Below are 20964 nucleotides of genomic sequence, written 5' to 3' on the forward strand. Positions count from 1 at the left end.
AGGGTGGAGTCCATCACATTAGGGTGGGCACTCGTGCCCACGCGGTATGCACGTATCCTTGCACCGCTGGCCGTGATTACTCGCTCGCCAACATCTCCGCGAGCCGAGAATCAAAAACCGCCTTTTCAACCGTCCACGATATTGTCACCCACTGCGAGCGACAATTCACGGCAGCGGGCCAAAAGCATGCGCACGTAACCGCGTGGGCACGGAGTGCCCACCGTACGGATGAAGCCGCAGGCCATACAAGCGGCTACATATCAATCCCACCATATAAACAGTTTGCGGTGTAGACTCCCCGCTTTCCGTCCCAGGGATTTCCCATGCGATTGACCCTTCTCGCCGGCGCCAGCGCGCTGCTGCTGTCCGGCTGCGCCGCCACCGGCCCGGCGCCCCAAAGCAAGGCCACCCAGACCGCGTCCAGCGCCGACACCCGCGCCAAAAACATCATCTTCTTCCTCGGCGACGGCATGGGCATCAACACTCTCACCGCCGCGCGCATCTACGCGGTGGGTGAAGACGGCGAGCTGACCATCGACACGCTCCCGGAATCCGCCTTCGTCAAAACCTTCTCGAACGACGCGCAAGTCACCGACAGCGCCGCCTCGATGTCGGCCTACATGACCGGCGTGAAGCAGAACAACGGCGTGATCTCGATGTCCTCGGACACTCGCGCCATCAGCCCGGCCGCCGATGCCAACGGCAACAAGCAGGTGAGCCGCTGCGAGAATGGCCGCGCCATGCCGACCCTGGCCGAACTGGCCAAGGCGCGCGGCATGGCTGCCGGCGTGGTCACCACCACCAGCGTCACCGACGCCACGCCCGCCGCCACCTACGCCCACGCCTGCCACCGCAAAATCGAATCCGACATCGCCGCCGCGCTGGTGCCGGGCGGCGCGGGATACAACGCCGCCCTCGGCGCAAACGGCCTGGATCTGGTCTTCGGCGGCGGCGCCCAATTCTTCGCCCCCGTCGCACAAGGCGGCAAGCGCGCCGATGGCCGCAATCTGGTCGCCGAACTGCAGGCCAAAGGCTGGCGCTATGCCGCCGACACCCAGCAAATGCAGGCCCTGGCCGCCACCGGCCAGCCGGCCATCGGCCTGTTCGCGCCAAACCACTTCAGCTACGAAGCCGCACGCGATGCCACGAAGCAGCCGGCCCTGGCCGACATGACGGCGAAAGCCATCGACATCCTGTCGCGCAACCCGAATGGCTTCTTCCTGATGGTGGAGGGCGGCCTGATCGACCATGCGCTGCACGCCACCCTGGCCAAGCGCGCGCTGCAGGAAACCGTCAGCTACAACGCCGCGCTCAAAGTCGCCATTGACAGGATGAACGCCATCGACCCGGGCCTGAAGAACACGCTGATCGTGGCCACCGCCGACCATGACCACACCCTCTTGATCAACGGCTACTCGCCACGCACTGGCAAGACCACGCCGACCAACCCCGGCGTGCTGGGCCTGGTGCGCAGCCTGCCGGACAACAAGATCCGGCTCGACAAGGACGGCGCGCCCTTCACCATCCTGGGCTTCGGCACCGGCGAGCATCGGATACAGGGCAGCCGCAAGGACGTGCAACTCACCGACGCCATCGCATCCGGCGACGACTACCACCAGGAAGCCGTGGTGCGCACGCGTACCGGGGCCGAAACCCATGGCGGCGCCGACGTCTACCTGGGCGCCATCGGCGCGAATGCGGAACTGTTCCGCGGGACCATCGACAACACCCGCGTCTTCAACCTGATCAAGACGGCGGGGGACCTGTGAGCGCCATGAACAAACACACCACCACCCGCCTCACCGCGCTGCTGCTGGTCGCCTTCTGTACCCACGGCGCGCAGGCGCAGGCTCCGGCCAAGCCGACAACCAAGAACATCATCTTCTTCCTCGGCGACGGCATGGGCCCGACCACCATCACCGCGGCGCGCATCTTCAAGCATGGCGAAGACGGCCTGCTGAACTTCGAGCGCCTGGACCGCACCGCGCGCATCAAGACCTATTCCGCCGACGCCCAGGTGACCGACAGCGCACCCTCGATGGGCGCCTACATGACCGGCGTGAAGATCAACAACGACGTCATCTCGATGCAGGACGCCAAGCCTGTGGCGCCTGCCAAGGACGCCAACGGCAACGCCAGCATCAATCGCTGCGGCGCCGGCAACGGCAGCTCGCCGATGACGATCCTGGAACTGGCCAAGGCCAATGGCAAGGCGGTCGGCGCGGTGACCACCACCGAACTGACCCACGCCACCCCGGCCTCGACCTTCTCGCACGTGTGCGACCGCGACATGGGCTATACCATCGCGGAGCAGATCGTGCCGGGCGGCGCGGGCTATAACGAGCGTCTGAAAGACGGCGTCGACGTCCTGATGGGAGGAGGGCGCATGCACTTCACGCCGTTCGATGCGGCGCGCAACCCGAAGGGCCGCGGCGACGGGCGCGATTTGATGGCCGAGTTCAAGGCGCGCGGCTACTTTGTCGCGGGCACGCGTGCGGACATGATGTCTGCGCTCCCGAACCGCAAGTTCGTCGGCATCTACGCCGACAGCCATCTCGACTACGCGTCGAAACGCCGCTCCGAGCAGCCGACGCTGGCCGAGATGACGGCCAAGTCGATCGAGCTGCTGGCCAAGAATCCGAAGGGTTTCTTCCTGATGGTCGAAGGCGGCAAGATCGACCACGCGCTGCACGACACGAATGCGCGCAACGCCATGACCGAAACGGTGGCCTTCGACGAGGCGATCCAGACCGCAGTGGAGCGCATGCGCGCACTCGATCCGGGGCTGGAGAACACGCTGATCGTGGTGACGGCCGACCATGATCACACGATGGTCCTGAACGGCTATCCGAAGCGCGGCAACCCGGTGCTCGACATCGTGCGCGGCTACGCGAACGGCGAGCCGACGGAGGATGCCGACGGCAAGACCTTCACGACCCTGGTGTTCGGGAATGGCCCGAACCGGCCCGAGGTGCGCGCAGACGTGAGCAGCGCGCAGGCGCTGGCCGAGGATTATCACCAGGAGGCGGGCATCCGCTGGTCGAGCGAATCGCATGGCGGCGGCGACGTGAAGCTGTATGCGGCCGGGGCGGGCTCGGCGCCGTTCAAGGGCACGATCGAGAACACGCGCGTGTTCGATTTGATGAAGGCCGCGTTCGGGTTGTAAGGGCTGGCCAGCGGCATATGTCGTAGGGTGGGCACTCCGTGCCCACGCGGTACGCACGTATCCGTTCACCTTTGGCCGTGACATGTCGCCCGCGAACGTATGCGCGATCCTCAGCAAGCGGCCAGTCACCGCAGCAGGCAAAAGGATGGGCACGTAACCGCGTGGGCACGGAGTGCCCACCCTACGGGACACGCCAACGATCAGCACGCGCTCCAAAACAAAAAGCCCCGGTCACGCGACCGGGGCTTTTCAACGTTCAGGCTAGTGGAACAGCCGGCGTCTTGTTATTTCAGGTGATTCGAAATCAGCTTGGTCATCTCGAACATCGAGACTTGTTCCTTGCCACCGAAGACGGCTTTCAGCTTGTCGTCGGCGTTGATCATCTGGCGGTTGTCTGCAGCCTGCAGGTCCGCTTTCTTGATGTATTCCCAGACTTTCTTGGTCACTTCAGTGCGTGGCAGCGGCTTGTTGCCGACCACTGCAGCCAGCTCGGCCGACGGCGTCAGCTCTTTCATGAAAGCGGCGTTCGGCTTGCGTGCTGCAGCCGGTTTCTTGGCTGCTGCGGCCTTTGGTGCTGCTGCTTCCTTTGCCGGAGCGGCGGCCTTCTTCGCCGCAGGCTTAGCGGCCGGCTTGGCGGCTGCCTTCTTTGCGGGCGCTGCTGGGGATTTCTTGGCTGTTGCCATCTTCGAGCCTCCTAAACGAGCATATGTAAAAGTTGCGCAATATCGCACGGCTTATATTGGTGGCGTTTTAACGTTCCTGCAAGTCTTTTTCTTCATTTTTTCACTCTATACAGCCCAAAAACAGGGGTTTGCGCGTCAAGCGTGAGCGCAGAGTGAAAAACCACGCGAAATTCGGCGTAAAAACGCCGCGCGGGGCATGCACCCGGCGCGGCAAAAACGCTTAGCGCATGCCGGGCATCATGCCCTTCATCCCGCGCATCATCTTCATCAGGCCGCCGCCCTTGAGCTTCTTCATCATGGTCTGCATCTGGTCGTACTGCGTCAGCATGCGGTTGACTTCCTGTACCTGCACGCCGGCGCCGGTGGCGATGCGGCGCTTGCGGTTGGCCTTGATCAGTTCCGGCTTGGCGCGTTCCTGCGGCGTCATCGAGTCGATGATGCCGACCATGCGCCGCACCTGCTTCTCGGCCTGGTCCATGTTGGCGCCGGCCGCCGCCTGCTGGAATTGCGCCGGCAGTTTATCCAGCAGGCCCGACATGCCGCCCATCTTCTTCATCTGGGTCAGCTGGGCCTTGAAGTCGTTCATGTCGAAGCGGCCGCCCGCCTTGATCTTGTTGGCCATGTCGGCCGCGGCCTTTTCGTCGACGCCTTTGCGCGCTTCTTCCACCAGCGCCATGATGTCGCCCATGCCCAGCACGCGGCTGGCCATGCGGGTCGGATCGAAGGCTTCCAGGCCGTCCAGCTTTTCCGACACGCCGGCAAACTTGATCGGCTTGCCGGTCACGTGGCGCACCGACAGGGCCGCACCGCCGCGCGAATCGCCATCGAGCTTGGTCAGCACGATGCCGGTCAGGGGCAGGGCGTCGTTGAAGGCTTTCGCCGTGTTGATCGCATCCTGGCCCAGCATGGCGTCGACCACGAACAGGGTTTCGATCGGCTTGACCGCGCCGTGGACGGCGGCGATTTCCTGCATCATCGCTTCGTCGATACCGAGACGGCCGGCGGTGTCGATGATCAGGACATCGTGGTAGTGCTTCCTGGCCCAGTCCAGCGCGGCCAGGGCGATGTCGACCGGCTTGTCGGTGGACGACGATGGGAAGAAGTCGGCGCCGACCTGCTTCGTGACGGACTCCAGCTGCGCGATTGCGGCAGGGCGGTAGACGTCGGCCGAGACGGTCAGGACCTTTTTCTTCTTCTGTTCCTTCAGGTACTTGGCGAGCTTGCCGGTGGTGGTCGTTTTACCCACACCCTGCAAGCCGGCCATCAGGATGATCGCCGGCGGCTGCTGCGCGAACGAGAGCTGGCTGGCCTCGGCGCCGAGGTCGGCGCCCATCAGGGCGGCCAGCTCGCGCTGCACCACGCCGACCAGGGCCTGGCCCGGGCTGAGCGAGGCGATGACTTCTTCGCCCAGCGCTTTTTCCTTCACTTTGGCGATGAATTCGCGCACCGCCGGCAGCGCCACGTCGGCCTCGAGCAGCGCCAGGCGCACTTCGCGCAGCATCTCGGCGGTGTTCGCCTCGGTCAGACGCGCCTCGCCGCGCATCGTCTTGACGACCTTGGCTAGGCGTTGGGTAAGGTTATCTAGCATGTTCTACCTGACTATATATAAGACGGCATTCGAGAAAGCGGCCATTTTACCTTGCGCAAGAAGGCCTTGCCCGTCTACATCGCGCCAATTACGCCTTTTTCGAGTGCCCGTGGTGACGGATGTCACAACTGTGCGTTGCCACGTTTGACACATCTTGCATTCCCATATAGCCTTTTCCCGCTGGCATCATAACGATGTACAGCGGCATCCCGGCACCACCGCAGCAGCCCCTACCGATTTTGACGAAGCGCATAACGGAGACATGGCATGACTAAAGTGTTCGGCAAGACCCTGATCGCAATGACCCTGCTGGCAGCCGCCGGCGCCCAGGCCCAGGAAGTCGTCAGGCTCGGCAACCTCAAGTTCGCGCACTATGGCGCCGTCTCGTACATCAAGGAAATCGCGCCCAAGTGCGGCATCAAGGTCGAAGAGAAGATCTTCCCGAAAGGCCTGGACGTCATGCAGGCCATCATCGCCGGCGAACTCGATGTCGGCACCACGGCCTCGGAGGCGGCGATCTCCGGCCGCGCCGGCGGCGCCCCGATCTTTGTGGTAGCCGGCTTTGCCAAGGGCGGCGCGCGCCTGGTGGCGCGGCCCGATCTGAAGATCACCAGTGTGCCGCAATTGAAGGGCAAGCGCGTCGGCGTGACGCGCGGCGGCATCCAGGAAGTGCTGCTGATGGCGGAACTGGCCAAGCACAACATGAAGGCCGACCCGGCGCCCGGCAAGGATGTGCAGCTGGTGTTCCTGCCGTATGCGGACCTGAACCAGGCCCTGCTCGGCAAGCAGATCGACGCCATGATGCAGTCCGAGCCGCAATCCTCGCAGGCGATCAACAAGGGCTTCGGCGCCGAGGTGCTGAAGCCCTACGACACCCCGATCGGCGAACCGATCCGCACCATGGTGATGACCGAGAAGTTCTATAAAGAGCGCCGTCCGGTCGCCGAAAAATTCATGCGCTGCTTCGTGCAGGCGACCAAGACCTTCATCGACAACAAATCCATCGCCGAGAAGTACGTGCGCGAAGTCGTGTTCAAGAACCAGATCACGACCGACGACTTCAACGACGCCATCGGCAACTCCGAGTATTCGTACGACATCACGCCGCAGCACATCCAGATCACCACCGACACCATGGTCAAGACCGGCGTCGGACGCATGGCCAAGCCGCCGGTGGCGACCGACTGGGTCAAGACCGACTTGCTCGACGCCGCCAAGAAAAGCCTGAACATCAAGTAAGCCAGGCCACAACCCCGGGGGCGGCATGAGCACGAGCATCAGCAAGAACAAGCAGCGTAACTGGCGCGAGATCGGCGTCGGCATGGTGGTGCCGGTACTGGCAATCGCCATCTGGCAGGCCGTGGCGAGCATGGGCTGGGTCAATCCCCAGGTACTGCCGTCGCCGCTGGCGGTGTGGCACCGGTGGGTGGCCTACCTGCTGCCGCTCGTTCCCTACGAAGGCTATACCGACGGCGGCTGGTGGCATTGGGCGTTTTCGGGGGAGCTGATCGTCGACACGCTGACCAGTTTGTACCGGGTGGTGGTCGGCTTCCTGATCGGCGGCGGGCTGGCCTTGCCGCTTGGCCTGGCCATGGGCGCGAGCAACACGGTGTATGCCTGGATGAACCCGCTGGTGCAGATCCTGCGCCCGATTCCGCCGATCGCCTACATCCCGCTGGCCATCCTCTGGTTCGGGCTCGGCAATCCACCGGCCGTGTTCCTGATCGCGCTGGGCGCCTTTTTCCCGGTGCTGATGAATACCATCGCCGGGGTGCGCCACGTGGACGGCATTTATTTGCGCGCGGCGCGCAACCTGGGCGCCGGCGGGGTCACCATGTTCGTGCGCGTGATCCTGCCGGCGGCCGTGCCCTACATCCTGTCGGGCGTGCGCATCGGCATCGGCACCGCCTTCATCGTCGTCATCGTGTCGGAGATGATCGCGGTGAACAACGGCCTCGGCTACCGCATCCTGGAAGCGCGCGAGTACTTCTGGTCCGACAAGATCATCGCCGGCATGATCACCATCGGCATGCTGGGCCTGGCCATCGACATAGTCATGAACCGCCTGAACAACTATCTGCTGCGCTGGCACCGCGGCCTGGAGCATTGAATGGACGCGCATATCCAAGTAAGTGGAGTGAGCAAGGTGTTCGCCAGCGACGAGCGCCAGGTGGTGGCGCTGCAGGACATCAATTTGAGCATCCCGCGCGGGCAGTTCACCTGCCTGCTCGGGCCTTCGGGCTGCGGCAAGTCGACCCTGCTGAATGCGGTGGCGGGATTTTCGCCGCCAACCGCGGGTTCGATCCTGGTCGATGGCAAGCCGGTGGCCGCGCCGGGGCCGGACCGCGGCATGGTGTTCCAGGAGTACGCGCTGTTCCCCTGGATGACGGTGGAGCAGAACGTCGGCTTCGGGCTGGACATCAAGAAGACGCCCAAGGCCGAGATCCGGCGCACCGTGGACGCGCTGCTCGGCATGCTGTCGCTGACCGATTTCCGCGCGCGCTACCCGAAGGATTTGTCGGGCGGGATGCGCCAGCGGGTGGCAATCGCGCGCGTGCTGGCGCTCGATTCGCCGATCCTGCTGATGGACGAGCCGTTCGGGGCCCTGGATGCGCTCACGCGGCGCAACTTGCAGGACGAGTTGCTGCGCATCTGGGCCGAGCTGAAGAAGACGATCCTGTTCGTCACCCACAGCATCGAGGAAGCGATCTACCTGGCTGACCGCATCGTGGTGATGACTTACCGGCCGGGGACGGTGAAGCGCGACATCCTGGTCGATTTGCCGCGCATGCGCGACCCGGCGGCGCCGGAGTTCAATGCCTTGAAGCGCGAGCTGGGGCAATTGGTGATGGAAGAACAACAACGCCATCACAGCGATGAACTCAGGATGGCGGCGGTGGATTGACCGGGGAATCGATCCGTACGGTGGGCACGCCGTGCCCACACGGTTACGTGCTTGTCCCTGCACCTGTGGCTGAGGCGATTCGCTCCGGAACGCATGCGATGGATGGGGCGCTAACGAGGTGCTTTTGGAAACGCTGCGTTAGCGCGGACGGTTCGACGGGAACGACGCCAACAATGACCATGGTTCCGCGTGGGCACGGAGTGCCCACCGTACGGGCGCAGCCAACGTAGTGCCAGGAGCGGCAGGGCAGCCCCGCCACCGCCATTTGCCGATGGTGTAGACTGCCGGTATGCAGAACACCCTCTTTTTTGCCGCGGCCTTTCTGTACGCGGCCTGCGCCCTGCTGCCGTCGCGCCGGGGCGCTGTCATTTCCGGCGTCACCGCGCTGGCCTGGTTCGCGCACGGCGTGGCGCTGTGGGGCGCCGCCTTTGCGCCCGGCTCGCTGCGCATCGGCTTTGCCATCATGCTGTCGGCCGCCCTGTGGGTCTCGGTGGCCGCCTACTGGTTCGAGAACCGCAACTTCGCATTGGATGGCCTGCGCCGCCTGGTGATGCCCTGCGCCTTTGGCGCGGCGCTGCTGCCGGTGCTGTTCCCGGGCGCGGTGATGGCCATCGAGAACCGTTCCAGCGCCTTCGGCTGGCACGTGGCCGTGGCCGTGCTGGCCTACAGCACGCTCACCATTGCCGCCTTCCACGCGGTGCTGATGGCGCTGCAGGAAACCCGGCTGCACGCGCACACCGCGCCGAGCAGCGGCAGCGGCTGGATCGGCGGCACCCTCGACCAGCTGCCGGCCCTGCTCACCATGGAAAAGCTGCTGTTCCGCCTGATCGGCATCGGCTTCGTCCTGCTCAGCCTCACCGTGCTGTCGGGCGTGGTGTTTTCCGAGCAGCTGTTCGGCCAGGCGATGCGCTGGGACCACAAGAACGTGTTCGCGATGCTGTCCTGGGTCCTGTTCGGCGCCTTGCTGGCTGGGCGCCACTGGCGCGGCTGGCGCGGCAAGACCGCGCTTCGCTTCACGCTGGCCGGGTTTGCCACGCTGGCGCTGGCCTACGTCGGCAGCCGTTTCGTCCTTGAAGTGGTGCTGCACCGGGGGATCGCATGAGCCGCCTTCTGTTCTGGGTCGTCCTGGTCATCGTGATCGGCTTTGCCGTGCGCGCCAAGCTGCGCGCCGCCATCCGCAAGGGCCAGGAGCGGCAGCAGGAGGAATGGCGCCAGCAGGGAGGGCAGCAGCGCCGGGCCGAGCCACCCGCCGCCATCGAGAACATGACCAGCTGCGCCCACTGCGGCCTGCATTTCCCGGCCTCGGAGGCGGTGCGCGCCGATGGCCTGGACTACTGCAGTCCAGGCCACGTGCGCCTGCCGCCACGGTAAGCCCTTGAAGATCCGCTGGCCGGCGCTGTCCACGCAGTCGCGCACGACCTTCTGGCGCTCGCTGCAGGCGCTGAACGTCACCCGCATCGTCATCGGCATCGTGCTGCTGCTGTACATGGCCTTCGACGTGCGCGACGGCCGCGCCGGCACCGATCCCGCCTACGCGCGCACCTGCTTCTTCTACCTCGGCGCGGCGCTGTGCTTCGGCCTGGTGTCCACCTTCTGGAAGCGGCGCTTCCCGCTGCAGCTGGCGGTCCAGGTCGCGGTCGACCTGGTGGCGATTTCGCTGCTGTACCAGGCCGCCGGCGGCGTGCGCAGCGGCCTCGGCATCCTCTACCTGTTCCCGCTGGCCGGCGCCGCGATCCTGGCGCCGCTGCTGCTGGCGCTGTTCGCGGCCGCGGTGGCCTCGATCATCGTGCTGCTGCAGGCGTCGTGGCAGCTGTTCACGCGCGACGGCGAGCCGCCGCTGGCGCAGGCCGGGATGTACGGCATCGCCTTCTTCGCCGTGGTGCTGCTGGTGAACCGCCTGGCGGCGCGCCTGATCGGCCAGGAAGAACTGGCGTCCCAGCGCGGCGCCGACCTGGAAGTGCAGCAGTCGATCAACGAGATCGTGATCGCCGATGTCAACGACGGCGTGCTGGTGCTGGGCGCCGACGGCGTCATCCACACCGCGAACCCCGCCGCGCGGCGCATGCTGGGCGTCGACGACCCGGGCGGCCTGCGCCTGGACGCGGTGCACGGGCTGGAGCCGGTGGCCGGCGCCTTTGCGCGCTGGATCGGCGGGACGATGGCACCGGCACTGGCCGCGGTGGAGCCGGTGCAGGGCGCAGCCGGGCCCGACGAAGCCTGGGTCATCCTGAAACCCTTCCAGGAGCCGGGCGCGCCGGACGCCAACGGCAGCGCGCGGCGCGACCAGCCGGCGCACCTGAAGCTGCGCTTTGCGCGCGTGGAGGCGGCCGGCGGCAAGCCGGGGCGCAGCGTGGTCTTCATGCAGGATGTCAGCGCCATCGAAAACCAGGCGCAGCAGCTGAAACTGGCCTCGATGGGCCGCCTCACCGCCAGCATCGCGCACGAGGTACGCAACCCCCTGTCGGCCATCGGCCACGCCACCGCGCTGCTGGCCGAAGACCTGCACGGCAAGGCCGAGGTGCGGCTATTGAAAATCATCGGCGACAACGTGGCGCGCGTGAACCGCATGGTCGAAGACATCCTGCAGCTCTCGCGCAAGGCCCAGCCGTATGCCGAGCCGCTGGTGCTGGCCGCCTTCCTGGCCGAGTTGAAAGCGGAGTTCTGCGAAACCCAGGCCCTGCCCGAGGAAATGCTGTGGCTGGGCGGCGCCGGCGCCATCGAGGTGCGCTTCGATGCCCTGCACCTGCGCGAAGTACTGGTGAATTTGCTCGGCAACGCGATCCGCTATGCCAGCCGGGCGCCGGCCAGCATCCGCATCTGGCCCGAGCTCGACGCCTTCGGCACGCTGGAGCTGCACGTGCAGGACGACGGCCCCGGCATCACGCCGGACGTGCGCGCCCACCTGTTCGAGCCCTTCTATACTACGTCCAGCAAGGGCACGGGCCTCGGGCTCTACCTGGCGCGCGAGCTGTGCCTGAACAACGGCGCCAAGCTCGATTACGAATACCGCTTCGATCCAAACGCGCCAGGTATGCGCAAGGCCAGCGGCCGCTTTGTGATGACCTTCGCCCAGCCGGCCGCTGCCGGCGCGCACGCAGAATAAGGATTTGGTCCATGAGTTCCCCCCGCATCCTGGTGGTCGACGACGAAGCCGACCTGCGCGACCTGCTCGAAATCACCCTGCTCAAGATGGGCCTGGACGTCGATTGCGCCGCCACCCTGCGCGAGGCGCGCAGGCTGGTCGACGACAACGCCTACAGCCTGGTGCTGACCGACATGCGCCTGCCCGACGGGCTCGGGCTGGAGCTGGTGCGCGAAGTGTCGAGCACCTCGAAGACGCCGATCGCGGTGATCACCGCCTTTGGCAGCGCCGAGAACGCGGTGGTGGCGCTGAAGGCCGGCGCTTTCGATTATGTGTCGAAGCCGGTGGTGCTGGACGAGCTGCGCGTGATGGTGCGCTCGGCGCTGAAGCTGTCGGAAGCGCCGGGCGCGGCGGTGGCGGAAGAGGGGGGCGGTTCGCGCCTGATCGGCGGATCGCAGGCGATGCAGACGCTGCGCGCCCAGATCGGCCGCCTGGCGCGCTCGATGGCGCCGATTGCGATCAATGGCGAGTCCGGCGCCGGCAAGGAACTGGCCGCGCGCGAAATCCACGCACAGAGTTCGCGTGCCGCCAAACCGTTCGTGGCCGTGAACTGCGGGGCGATTCCCGAGAATCTGATGGAAGCCGAATTCTTCGGCCACCGCAAGGGCGCCTTTACCGGCGCCGGCGAAGAGCGCGACGGTTTCTTCCAGGCGGCGAATGGCGGCACGCTGATGCTGGACGAAGTGGCGGACCTGCCGCTGGCGATGCAGGTGAAACTGCTGCGTGCGATCCAGGAGCGGCGCGTGCGCAAGATCGGCGCCACCGCCGAGGAGCCGGTCGACGTGCGCATCATCAGCGCCACCCACAAGGACCTGGCGCGCTGCGTCGAGACCGGCAGCTTCCGGCAGGATTTGTTCTATCGCCTGAACGTGATCGAACTGTCGTTGCCGGCGCTGCGCGAGCGGCTCGACGATTTGCCGGTGCTGACGACCGCGATCCTGGCGCGCCTGGCCGGGCCGGGTGGCGCCGCACTGGGGCCGGGCGTGCTCGATGCCTTGCGCGCCTATTCCTTCCCGGGCAACGTGCGCGAACTCGAAAACGTGCTGGAGCGGGCGCTGGCCTTTGCCGATGACGGCGTGATCCAGGTCGAGGACTTGTCGCTGAAGGCGGCGCGGCCGGCCGAAGGGGCGCGCGTGCAGGCAGCCGAGACGTCGGCGTCTGCCACGTTGGCGTCTGCCACGTTGGCGTCCGCCACGTCGGCATTTGCAGCACCGGCGCCGGCGCTGCCGCTGACCCACGAGGCGCCGCCGGCGCCGGCCGCTGCGCCGCTCCTGGCGCCGGGTGCGCCTGTGCAGCTCGGCCCGGACAGTTTGCCGAGCAATTTGCCGGCCTACCTGGAGGGCGTGGAACGCGATATCATCCAGCGCGCGCTCCAGCAGACCCAATTCAACCGCACCAAGACCGCCAGCCTGCTCGGCATCAGCGTGCGCCAGCTGCGCTACCAGATGCAGAAGCTGGATATCCAGGCCCCGGAGAACTGACATGCCCAAGCTCTTGCGTTACGTCGCCCTGGCAATCGCCCTGATCGCCGCGCTGATGTGGATGCGGCACGAAATGAAGGTGGACAGCTGCCTGGATGCGGGCGGACGCTGGGACAGCGGGCTGGGTGAATGCATCCAGACCTATACGCCGGGCACACCGGTATAGCCTGCGTTTTCATCTGCTATCACTATCCAGAGCGTCCGCTGTTATCAAATTGTGTTGTCTTTTCGCCAGTGAAAAACGGTGCGCCATGCACCCTTGTTGAGCAATGATGATGGCGCTTGTATAAGCTTTAGGCAGCGTGTTAGTGCTTACTAACCCGAAGCGGCCCATCGTCCGGCTCAGAACCGATTGTCAAGAGGCGCGCACCCAAAAAACGCACGAAATTGAGAATTTATTCACTTGCACCCTCGCGCAGGCAGGTACTACAATTAGTCCCATCTCAATACGCGGCACTAGATATAGTGGTAGCGAGGTCAAGAGTAGCACCGGGTAGCCTGACCAGGCAGCCATGCAACGGGGCCCTTGACTGCAATACAACCCGGCAGTAGCGCATTTCGTCTTGCATCCGTTTTTTACTCGCTTTACACGCAATAAATAACTGTAGGCAATAATACTGCCCGGCTCGGCGTTGCCCGGCCGGTAGGGAACCCTTTTTCGCTTTTTTATATACGTCGATTGCTCGCATGCGCGGGCATTTGGCACGGAACAACCGGCGGCAGCCCGACTGCCCATCCTGGAGGCTCAATGCAAACTTCTCAAGACATCTCAATCAAACCGCAAGCGGCTCCAGGAGCGGCAACCGGCGCCAAGGCCACCGACATCGCGGCTCACGGCGACTACCGCATCATCCGCCGCAACGGCGCCGTCGTGCCCTTCGAGCCGAACAAGATTTCGGTCGCCATGACCAAGGCCTTCCTGGCAGTCGCCGGCGGCCAGGGCGCCGTGTCGGCCCGCATCCGCGACCTGGTGGAAGAGCTGACCAACAACGTGGTCGCGGCCCTGGTGCGCCGCCAGCCGAACGGCGGCACCTTCCACATCGAAGACGTGCAGGACCAGGTCGAGCTGTCGCTGATGCGCTCGGGTGAACACGATGTTGCGCGTGCCTACGTGCTGTACCGCGCCAAGCAGATGGAAGAGCGCCGCGCCGCCAAGGAAGCCGCCGGCGGCAGCGCCATCGAAGCGCCGCAGATCCACGTGGTCGATGGCGGCGAACGCCGTCCGCTCGACATCAACGACGTCCACGCCCTGGTGAACGCCGCCTGTGCCGGCCTGGAAAAGCACGTCGACGCCGACGCCATCGTCGCCGAGACCCTGCGCAACCTGTACGACGGCGTGCCGGTCGAGGAACTGCACAAGTCCGCCATCCTGGCCGCCCGCGCCCTGATGGAAACCGACCCGGCCTACAGCCAGGTTACCGCCCGCATCCTGCTGCACACGATCCGCAAGGAAGTCTTCGGCCATGAAGTCGCGCAAGCCAAGGCTGCCGCCGAATACATCACCTACTTCCCGCAGTACATCGCCAAGGGCATCGCCAACGAACTGCTCGACGAGCAGCTCGGCACCTACGACCTCGAGCGCCTGGCGAAAGCCATCGTCGCCGACCGCGACCTGCAATTCGGCTACATCGGCCTGCAGACCCTGTACGACCGCTACTTCCTGCACGTACGCGAAACCCGCATCGAGATGCCGCAGGCCTTCTACATGCGCGTCGCGATGGGCCTGGCCCTGCGCGAAGCCGATCGCGAAGAGCGCGCCATCGAGTTCTACAACCTGCTGTCGAGTTTTGATTTCATGAGCTCGACCCCGACCCTGTTCAACTCGGGCACCCGCCGCTCGCAGCTGTCGTCGTGCTATCTCACCACCGTCGGCGACGACCTGGAAGACATCTACGACGCCATCAAGGAAAACGCACTGCTGTCGAAGTTCGCCGGCGGCCTGGGCAACGACTGGACCCCGGTCCGTGCGCTCGGTTCGCGCATCAAGGGCACCAACGGCAAGTCGCAAGGCGTGGTGCCGTTCCTGAAAGTGGTGAACGACACCGCCGTCGCGGTCAACCAGGGCGGCAAGCGCAAGGGCGCAGTCTGCGCCTACCTGGAAACCTGGCACATGGACATCGAGGAATTCCTCGACCTGCGCAAGAACACCGGCGACGACCGCCGCCGCACCCACGACATGAACACGGCGAACTGGATTCCCGACCTGTTCATGAAGCGCGTGATGGAAAAAGGCCACTGGAGCCTGTTCTCGCCGAGCGAAACGCCAGACCTGCACGACCTGGTCGGCAAGGCCTTCGAAGCAGCCTACCTGGGCTACGAAGCCAAGGCGGCGCGCGGCGAAATGACCGTGTACAAGAAGGTCGAAGCGCTCGATTTGTGGCGCAAGATGCTGTCGATGCTGTTCGAAACCGGCCACCCATGGATCACCTTCAAGGACCCATGCAACATCCGTTCGCCGCAGCAGCACATCGGTGTCGTGCACTCGTCGAACCTGTGCACCGAGATCACCCTGAACACCAGCGCAGATGAAATCGCCGTCTGCAACCTGGGCTCGGTGAACCTGCCGCAGCACATGAAGGGCGATGGCCTGGACCACGTCAAGCTGCAAAAGACCATCCGCACCGCGATGCGCATGCTGGACAACGTCATCGACATCAATTACTACGCCGTGGAAAAGGCGCGCAACTCGAACCTGCGCCACCGCCCGGTCGGCATGGGCATCATGGGTCACCAGGACTGCCTGCACATGATGCGCGTGCCGTTCGCATCGGACAAGGCTGTTGAATTCGCCGACAAGTCGATGGAAGCCGTCTGCTACTTCGCCTACCTGGCCTCGACCGAACTGGCCGAAGAGCGCGGCCGCTACGAAACCTACACCGGTTCGCTGTGGGACCGCGGCATCCTGCCGCAGGACTCGATCAAGCTGCTGGCGGAAGAGCGCGGCGGCTACCTGGAGCAGGACAGCAGCGAATCGATGGACTGGACCGTGGTGCGCAACCGCATCAAGGAGTTCGGCATGCGCAACTCGAACTGCGTGGCGATCGCCCCGACCGCGACGATCTCGAACATCATCGGCGTGTCGGCCTGCATCGAGCCGACCTTCCAGAACCTGTACGTGAAGTCGAACCTGTCGGGCGAATTCACCGAAATCAACGGCTACCTGGTGCGCGACCTGAAGGCCCGCGATTTGTGGGACGAAGTCATGATCGCCGACCTGAAGTACTTCGACGGTTCGCTCTCCAAGATCGACCGCGTGCCGCAAGACCTGCGCGACATCTACGCCACCGCGTTCGAAGTCGAGCCGAAGTGGCTGGTCGAGCAGGCATCGCGCCGCCAGAAGTGGATCGACCAGGCCCAGTCGCTGAACATCTACATGGCCGGCGCATCGGGCAAGAAGCTGGACGAGACGTATAAACTGGCATGGCTGCGCGGCCTGAAGACCACCTACTACCTGCGCACCATCGCGGCGACGCACATGGAGAAGTCGACCACCCGTACCGGCGCGCTGAACGCGGTGCCGGTCTCGGGCGGCCTGACCGGTCATGCGGCTCCGGCGGCAGCACCTGCTGCCGCTCCTGCAGCGTCGGCGCCGGAAATCGTGGACGGCGCGGCTTGCTACCTGCGTCCGGGCGATGCCGGCTTCGACGAATGCGAAGCCTGCCAGTAATCGTTAATTAGTAATTAATCAGTAAGCGCACGCCCGGCTCCATGCCGGGCGCTGCCACGTCAAGAATTCAAAGGAAACAATCATGTTGTCATGGGACGATGAACCAAGCACCGCGCCACGCGCGAATCCTGCGCTCGCAGGCAATCCAGAGGGCGCACCCGCCGCCGAAGTCGCCAAGCGCGTGAACGCCGACGACAAGCGCATCATCAACGGCCAGACCGACGTCAACCAGCTGGTGCCGTTCAAGTACAAGTGGGCATGGGACAAGTACCTGGCCGGTTGCGCAAACCACTGGATGCCGCAGGAAGTGAACATGCAGCGCGACATCGAGCTGTGGAAGAACCCGAACGGCCTGACCGAAGACGAGCGCCGCCTGGTCAAGCGCAACCTCGGCTTCTTCACCACCGCCGACTCGCTGGCCGCGAACAACATCGTGCTGGGCACCTACCGCCACATCACGGCGCCGGAATGCCGCCAGTACCTGCTGCGCCAGGCCTTCGAAGAAGCGATCCACACCCACGCCTACCAGTACATCGTCGAGTCGCTCGGCCTGGACGAGCAGGAGATATTCAACGCGTACAACGAGATCGAGTCGATCCACGACAAGGACCAGTTCCTGATCCCGTTCATCAACGTGCTGACCGACCCGGAATTCAAGACCGGCACCCTGGAAGCCGACCAGCAGCTGCTGAAGTCGATCATCGTCTTCGCCTGCCTGATGGAAGGCCTGTTCTTCTACGTCGGCTTTACCCAGATCCTGGCGCTGGGCCGCCAGAACAAGATGACCGGCGCCGCCGAGCAGTACCAGTACATCCTGCGCGACGAGTCGATGCACGTGAACTTCGGCATCGACCTGATCAACACGATCAAGATGGAAAACCCGCAGCTGTGGACCCCGGCCTTCCGCGACGAGCTGAAAGGCCTGTTCCTGCAAGCCGTCGAACTCGAATACCGCTACGCCGAAGACACCATGCCGCGCGGCGTGCTGGGCCTGAACGCACCGATGTTCAAGGGCTACCTGCGCTTCATCGCCAACCGCCGCGCCGTGCAGATCGGCCTCGATCCACTGTTCCCGAACGAAGAGAACCCGTTCCCGTGGATGAGCGAAATGATCGACCTGAAGAAAGAGCGTAACTTCTTCGAGACGCGTGTGACCGAGTACCAGACTGGCGGCGCGTTGAACTGGGACTGATCTTCTGTTGTTTGAGACACGAAGCCCGGCGCGAAATCGCCGGGTTTTTTTATGTTCTCTGCGTTTGCGCAATTCAATCGTGCGCGGGTCAGGCGAAAACTGTTTTGCGAGATTTGCCGATGAAATAAGGCGCCGTTTGAAGCGCGATGCGTTGCGGCGCTGTCCAATAGAGTGAAATGTCTGTGTGCGGGTTGCGCACTGACAAGGTTTTCGTGTACTTTACGTGATTGAATTTGTCAAAACGTGAACATGGATTTTTTTGCATGCTCACTGGCAAACAAAACCGATCGAATAACGGGATGCCGATACGCTCAGTATGCACTTAAGCTTAGCGAAAAGAACAAGCCGCACTGCCTGATCGACATCAGGCAAGGCGGCTTTTTCTTTTCGCGCCCGCAGGGGTAGCGATGTGAAGGTGCTGGAAGTGTGGGTGTTTCAACGTCGTTGGCTGAAGCGCTGCAATTGTGAGGAGTTGCAGCAGTTCAGCTGGTGCCGTATTCATTGGCAGTAACCGATTGGTTTGTGCCGATGAATAATTCGCCCGATGCAGCAGGCAGTCGGACGGATTTCAACCTTGTAGCGTATTTTCTCATCGCAGAGAAGGAGAACAAAAATGGCAACAGCCGCTAAGAAACCAGCAGCAAAACCGGCAGGCAAGACTGCCGCCAAACCGGCCGCAAAAGCTGCCGCAGCAGAGAAACCAGCAGCGAAGAAAACCGCTGCTGCTAAACCAGCAGCGAAGCCAGCTGCGAAGCCGGCGGCAAAGGCTGCGGCGAAACCAGCTGCGAAGCCGGCTGCAAAGGCTGCGGCTAAACCAGCTGCAAAGCCAGCTGCAAAACCGGCAGCAAAAGCTGCGGCCAAGCCAGCAGCGAAACCAGCAGCGAAGAAAACCGCTGCAACCAAGACCGCGACCAAGTCGGCCGCCGCCAAGCCAGCAGCGAAGAAAACGGCAGCTCCGGCAAAGAGCGCCGCCAAGACCGCAGCGAAAGCGCCAGCTAAAGCAGCAGCGACCAAGACCGCAACCAAGGCTCCAGCCAAGGCAGCGACCAAGACTGCAGCTAAAGCGCCGGCCAAGGCCGCAACCAAGACTGCAGCCAAGTCGTCGGCCAAGACCGCAACCAAGGCTCCAGCCAAGGCCGCAACCAAGACCGCAGCCAAAGCTCCGGCCAAGGCAGCGACCAAGACTGCAGCCAAGTCGCCGGCCAAGACCGCAACCAAGGCTCCGGCCAAGGCAGCGACCAAGACCGCAGCCAAGTCGTCGGCCAAGACCGCAACCAAGGCTCCAGCCAAGGCCGCAACCAAGACCGCAGCCAAAGCTCCGGCCAAGGCAGCGACCAAGACTGCAGCCAAGTCGCCGGCCAAGACCGCAACCAAGGCTCCGGCCAAGGCAGCGACCAAGACCGCAGCCAAGTCGTCGGCCAAGACCGCAACCAAGGCTCCAGCCAAGGCAGCGACCAAGACCGTAGCCAAGTCGTCGGCCAAGACCGCAAGCAAGGCTCCGGCCAAGGCAGCGACCAAGACCGTAGCTAAAGCTCCAGCCAAGGCAGCGACTAAAACCGCAGCCAAGTCGTCGGCCTAGACCGCAACCAAGGCTCCAGCCAAGGCCGCAACCAAGACCGCAGCTAAGGCTCCAGCCAAGGCAGCGCCCAAGACCGCAGCGAAAGCTCCAGCCAAGGCAGCGCCTAAAACCGCAGCCAAGTCGTCGGCCTAGACCGCAACCAAGGCTCCAGCCAAGGCCGCAACCAAGACCGCAGCTAAGGCTCCAGCCAAGGCAGCGCCCAAGACCGCAGCGAAAGCTCCAGCCAAGGCAGCGACTAAAACCGCAGCCAAGTCGTCGTCCAAGACCGCAACCAAGGCTCCGGCCAAGGCAGCGGCCAAGACCGCAGCGAAAGCTCCAGCCAAGGCAGCGACTAAAACCGCAGCCAAGTCGTCGGCCAAGACCGCACCCAAGGCTCCGGCCACGGCAGCGACCAAAACCGCAGCGAAGGCTCCAGTGAAAGCCGCAGCGACCAAGACCGTAGCTACAGCTCCAGCCAAGGCCGCGACTAAAACCGCAGCCAAGTCGTCGGCCAAGACCGCACCCAAGGCTCCGGCCACGGCAGCGACCAAAACCGCAGCGAAGGCTCCAGTGAAAGCCGCAGCGACCAAGACCGTAGCTACAGCTCCAGCCAAGGCCGCGACTAAAACCGCAGCCAAGTCGTCGGCCAAGACCGCAACCAAGGCTCCGGCCAAGGCAGCGGCCAAGACTGCAGCTAAAGCTCCAGCCAAGGCAGCGACTAAAACCGCAGCCAAGTCGTCGGCCAAGACCGCAACCAAGGCTCCGGCCAAGGCAGCGACCAAAACCGCAGCGAAGGCTCCAGTGAAAGCCGCAGCGACCAAGACCGCAGCAAAAGCTCCGGCCAAAGCTGCAGCGACCAAGACCGTAGCGAAGGCTCCGGCCAAAGCCGCAGCAACCAAGACTGCAGCCAAAGCTCCGGCCAAAGCAGCAGCGACCAAGACCGCAGCGCAAGCCGCTCCGGTGAAAGCCGCCGCGACCACGACTGCAGCAAAATCGCCAGTGAAAGCCGCCGCCAAACCAGCAGCCAAGCCGGCAGCGCGTTCGACGGTGAAAGCCGAAGACTCGCCTGCAGCCCCGGCCAAGTCGGAAGCGACCCTGGCCGCCAACCCGGCAGTCAAGCGCGCGGTCGGCACGAAGTCAGCCGAAGCCAAGCCGGAAGCGAAGACCGAAGCCAAGGCAGCCGCACCGGCAGCCAAGGCCGAAGCCAAGCCGGAAGCCAAGGTCGAAGCAACGCCGGAAGTGAAGGCCGAAGCCAAGCCTGAAGCGAAAGCTGAAGTGAAGCCGGCAGCGAAAGCCGACACCAAGCCGGCAGTGAAAGCGGAAGCCAAGCCAGCGGCCAAGAAGCCAGCTGCGAAGAAAGCAGCCGCCAAGGCCGCTGACACCAAGGCCGAAGCGCAGCCAGCTGCTGCCAAGGACAAGGAAGGCGAGAACAAGGCAGCCGCACCGGCTCCGGCCGCAAAGACCACGCTGGCGCCGGCAGCGGCATGGCCGTTCCCGACCAGTAGCCGTCCGTAACGACAGTAGGCGCCCGCTTGGGGCAAAATACCGCTGTGTGATATGTTCGCACAGCGGTATTTTTTTA

The 20964-nt window shown here is 64.2% G+C and carries 16 protein-coding genes; 14 read left to right on the forward strand and 2 right to left on the reverse strand.

Annotated features, from left to right (window positions below; genetic code table 11):
• The first annotated feature begins 323 nt into the window (after nucleotides 1-323).
• Together QWL29_RS13470 and QWL29_RS13475 are read left to right on the forward strand one after the other, a co-directional pair.
• Nucleotides 324-1769 carry an alkaline phosphatase gene (locus QWL29_RS13470; RefSeq protein ID WP_305823397.1) on the forward strand — a complete coding sequence of 482 codons (1446 nt, stop codon included), beginning with the start codon at nucleotides 324-326 and terminating at the stop codon, nucleotides 1767-1769.
• A gap of 5 nt (nucleotides 1770-1774) precedes the next feature.
• Entirely contained in the window at nucleotides 1775-3166 is a 1392-nt protein-coding gene (locus QWL29_RS13475) for an alkaline phosphatase (protein WP_305823398.1), read from the forward strand.
• A 284-nt stretch (nucleotides 3167-3450) separates the two neighbouring features.
• On the opposite strand, the gene QWL29_RS13480 is transcribed toward QWL29_RS13475, so the two are convergent.
• Entirely contained in the window at nucleotides 3451-3849 is a 399-nt protein-coding gene (locus tag QWL29_RS13480; RefSeq protein WP_305823399.1) for an SWIB/MDM2 domain-containing protein, read from the reverse strand.
• 220 nt (nucleotides 3850-4069) lie between these two features.
• Entirely contained in the window at nucleotides 4070-5437 is a 1368-nt protein-coding gene (gene ffh, locus QWL29_RS13485; RefSeq protein WP_305823400.1) for a signal recognition particle protein, read from the reverse strand.
• A gap of 267 nt (nucleotides 5438-5704) precedes the next feature.
• Between ffh and QWL29_RS13490 the strand changes: the two genes are divergently transcribed.
• The 12 genes from QWL29_RS13490 to QWL29_RS13545 all read left to right on the forward strand — a co-directional run bounded on the left by QWL29_RS13490 (nucleotide 5705) and on the right by QWL29_RS13545 (nucleotide 20897).
• A complete protein-coding gene (locus QWL29_RS13490; RefSeq protein WP_305823401.1) occupies nucleotides 5705-6676 on the forward strand; it encodes an ABC transporter substrate-binding protein in 972 nt (323 codons plus the stop codon).
• A gap of 25 nt (nucleotides 6677-6701) precedes the next feature.
• On the forward strand, nucleotides 6702-7547 hold the full coding sequence (locus QWL29_RS13495; RefSeq protein ID WP_305823402.1) for an ABC transporter permease: 846 nt from the start codon (nucleotides 6702-6704) through the stop codon (nucleotides 7545-7547).
• Nucleotides 7548-8342 (forward strand): ABC transporter ATP-binding protein, encoded by a 795-nt coding sequence (locus QWL29_RS13500; RefSeq protein ID WP_305823403.1) that lies wholly within the window; start codon nucleotides 7548-7550, stop codon nucleotides 8340-8342.
• Nucleotides 8343-8631: 289 nt separating this feature from the next.
• A complete protein-coding gene (locus QWL29_RS13505) occupies nucleotides 8632-9444 on the forward strand; it encodes a cytochrome C assembly family protein (protein WP_305823404.1) in 813 nt (270 codons plus the stop codon).
• Nucleotides 9441-9713: a PP0621 family protein gene (locus QWL29_RS13510; RefSeq protein WP_305823405.1), complete on the forward strand. Its 273-nt coding sequence runs from the start codon at nucleotides 9441-9443 to the stop codon at nucleotides 9711-9713. Before QWL29_RS13505 ends, QWL29_RS13510 begins: the two co-directional genes overlap by 4 nt.
• Before the next feature lie 4 nt (nucleotides 9714-9717).
• A complete protein-coding gene (locus QWL29_RS13515) occupies nucleotides 9718-11445 on the forward strand; it encodes a sensor histidine kinase (RefSeq protein ID WP_305823406.1) in 1728 nt (575 codons plus the stop codon).
• 11 nt (nucleotides 11446-11456) lie between these two features.
• A complete protein-coding gene (locus QWL29_RS13520; protein ID WP_305823407.1) occupies nucleotides 11457-12965 on the forward strand; it encodes a sigma-54-dependent transcriptional regulator in 1509 nt (502 codons plus the stop codon).
• Nucleotide 12966: 1 nt separating this feature from the next.
• Nucleotides 12967-13131, forward strand: a complete 165-nt coding sequence (locus QWL29_RS13525) for a hypothetical protein (protein ID WP_305823408.1) — start codon at nucleotides 12967-12969, stop codon at nucleotides 13129-13131.
• 582 nt (nucleotides 13132-13713) lie between these two features.
• Nucleotides 13714-16632: a ribonucleoside-diphosphate reductase subunit alpha gene (locus tag QWL29_RS13530; protein ID WP_305823409.1), complete on the forward strand. Its 2919-nt coding sequence runs from the start codon at nucleotides 13714-13716 to the stop codon at nucleotides 16630-16632.
• An 82-nt stretch (nucleotides 16633-16714) separates the two neighbouring features.
• Nucleotides 16715-17824, forward strand: coding sequence for a ribonucleotide-diphosphate reductase subunit beta (locus QWL29_RS13535; RefSeq protein ID WP_305823410.1), 1110 nt, complete (start codon nucleotides 16715-16717; stop codon nucleotides 17822-17824).
• A gap of 613 nt (nucleotides 17825-18437) precedes the next feature.
• A complete protein-coding gene (locus QWL29_RS13540; protein ID WP_305823411.1) occupies nucleotides 18438-19403 on the forward strand; it encodes a hypothetical protein in 966 nt (321 codons plus the stop codon).
• Nucleotides 19404-19952: 549 nt separating this feature from the next.
• On the forward strand, nucleotides 19953-20897 hold the full coding sequence (locus QWL29_RS13545) for a transcriptional regulator (RefSeq protein ID WP_305823412.1): 945 nt from the start codon (nucleotides 19953-19955) through the stop codon (nucleotides 20895-20897).
• Nucleotides 20898-20964 lie beyond the last annotated feature (67 nt).

Source organism: Massilia brevitalea (assembly GCF_030711405.1).
GTDB lineage: Bacteria > Pseudomonadota > Gammaproteobacteria > Burkholderiales > Burkholderiaceae_D > Telluria > Telluria brevitalea.

Bases quoted from the DNA above. Each gene is read 5' to 3' on its own strand.
- QWL29_RS13470 (WP_305823397.1), top strand. From the start codon at position 324: ATGCGATTGACCCTTCTCGCCGGCGCCAGCGCGCTGCTGCTGTCCGGC.
- QWL29_RS13475 (WP_305823398.1), top strand. From the start codon at position 1,775: ATGAACAAACACACCACCACCCGCCTCACCGCGCTGCTGCTGGTCGCC.
- QWL29_RS13480 (WP_305823399.1), bottom strand. From the start codon at position 3,849: ATGGCAACAGCCAAGAAATCCCCAGCAGCGCCCGCAAAGAAGGCAGCC.
- ffh (WP_305823400.1), bottom strand. From the start codon at position 5,437: ATGCTAGATAACCTTACCCAACGCCTAGCCAAGGTCGTCAAGACGATG.
- QWL29_RS13490 (WP_305823401.1), top strand. From the start codon at position 5,705: ATGACTAAAGTGTTCGGCAAGACCCTGATCGCAATGACCCTGCTGGCA.
- QWL29_RS13495 (WP_305823402.1), top strand. From the start codon at position 6,702: ATGAGCACGAGCATCAGCAAGAACAAGCAGCGTAACTGGCGCGAGATC.
- QWL29_RS13500 (WP_305823403.1), top strand. From the start codon at position 7,548: ATGGACGCGCATATCCAAGTAAGTGGAGTGAGCAAGGTGTTCGCCAGC.
- QWL29_RS13505 (WP_305823404.1), top strand. From the start codon at position 8,632: ATGCAGAACACCCTCTTTTTTGCCGCGGCCTTTCTGTACGCGGCCTGC.
- QWL29_RS13510 (WP_305823405.1), top strand. From the start codon at position 9,441: ATGAGCCGCCTTCTGTTCTGGGTCGTCCTGGTCATCGTGATCGGCTTT.
- QWL29_RS13520 (WP_305823407.1), top strand. From the start codon at position 11,457: ATGAGTTCCCCCCGCATCCTGGTGGTCGACGACGAAGCCGACCTGCGC.
- QWL29_RS13525 (WP_305823408.1), top strand. From the start codon at position 12,967: ATGCCCAAGCTCTTGCGTTACGTCGCCCTGGCAATCGCCCTGATCGCC.
- QWL29_RS13530 (WP_305823409.1), top strand. From the start codon at position 13,714: ATGCAAACTTCTCAAGACATCTCAATCAAACCGCAAGCGGCTCCAGGA.
- QWL29_RS13535 (WP_305823410.1), top strand. From the start codon at position 16,715: ATGTTGTCATGGGACGATGAACCAAGCACCGCGCCACGCGCGAATCCT.
- QWL29_RS13540 (WP_305823411.1), top strand. From the start codon at position 18,438: ATGGCAACAGCCGCTAAGAAACCAGCAGCAAAACCGGCAGGCAAGACT.